Here is a 1,121-nt window from a genome sequence, read left to right on the forward strand (position 1 = left end):
TCGGCCATTAACCCGGCTATTGCCAATCTCCCTTCACCATCTCAAGTTCACAGCCAAGAGCCTTTGGCTATTGAGCACAAAGAGCTTGACCCGATCCTAACCAAACTCGCAAATCGCGCCATTGCTGAAAACGCATGGTCTGCGGCGCATGAGTATGTGAAGGGACGGTATGAAGGTTCGGAACTGCAATATGCGACTCAATTCCTTCGTGACAAGGAGATGGATCAAATGGAGCCTCCGAAACCTGACTACCAGGAAGCGCACGAGCAAGAGTCCGCCGCTGGTGGTTCTGCAAATGCTGAACCTGGTGCCGAAGAAATGCCGCCTTTGAGTGACGAGGACATGATCCCTGTTACAGAAGAGGAGGGCGCGGAAGGCAGTTACTACTAACCCCAACGGGGGGGACTCCCCCGCTGGGGGAGATCTCCCTCCTAACCATTGGAGAGAGGTCCATGAAAATAGTCAACCTATCGCAACGAGAGGAAGATTGGCTTGATTGGCGGCGTCAAGGTGTAACAGCCACTGACGCCGCTATCCTGCTCAATCGGTCTCCGTACAAAACACGATGGAGACTGTGGGCCGAGAAGACTGGGTATGCGCGTGAAGTCGATCTGAGTCTTAATCCGCTGGTTCGCCGGGGGATAGAAAACGAAGATGCTGCAAGACGCGCTTTCGAGGAGAAGTATGATGACATGCTGCTCCCCGCCTGTGTCGAATCGGTTCAATACCCGCTCATGAGGGCCTCCCTGGATGGCCTGAGAGATAACGGGGAGCCCGTCGAGCTGAAAAGCCCGAGTGCGACTGTCTGGGAAGATGTTTGTGCTGAGAAAGCAAACAGCAAGGCATACCAGCTTTATTACCCGCAGGTGCAACACCAGCTCCTGGTAACGGGGGCCAAGCAAGGCTGGTTAGTCTTCTACTTTGAAGGTCAGATTCAGGAGTTTCCAATACTCCGAGACGAAGCCATGATTCAAGAAATCTTGGCCGAGGCTAAAAAGTTCTGGCAACAGGTAGTAGACAAGAAGGAGCCCGACAAAGATCCAGAGAGAGACCTGTACATACCGCAAGGTGAAGAGGTCAACCGTTGGATTGCTGCTGCTGAGGAATACCGCCTCTATGAT

Annotated in this window: 1 protein-coding gene and 1 pseudogene; both read left to right on the plus strand. The window is 53.2% G+C overall.

Features of this window, described 5'->3' with window-relative positions:
- A pseudogene (locus R7Z50_RS24610) lies at positions 1-390 on the plus strand (phage recombination protein Bet); the annotation flags it as partial.
- 62 nt (positions 391-452) lie between these two features.
- The coding region (locus R7Z50_RS24615) for a lambda-exonuclease family protein (protein WP_318149366.1) at positions 453-1,121 on the plus strand (669 nt) is incomplete at its 3' end.

This window comes from Vibrio sp. 1249-1, assembly GCF_033340495.1.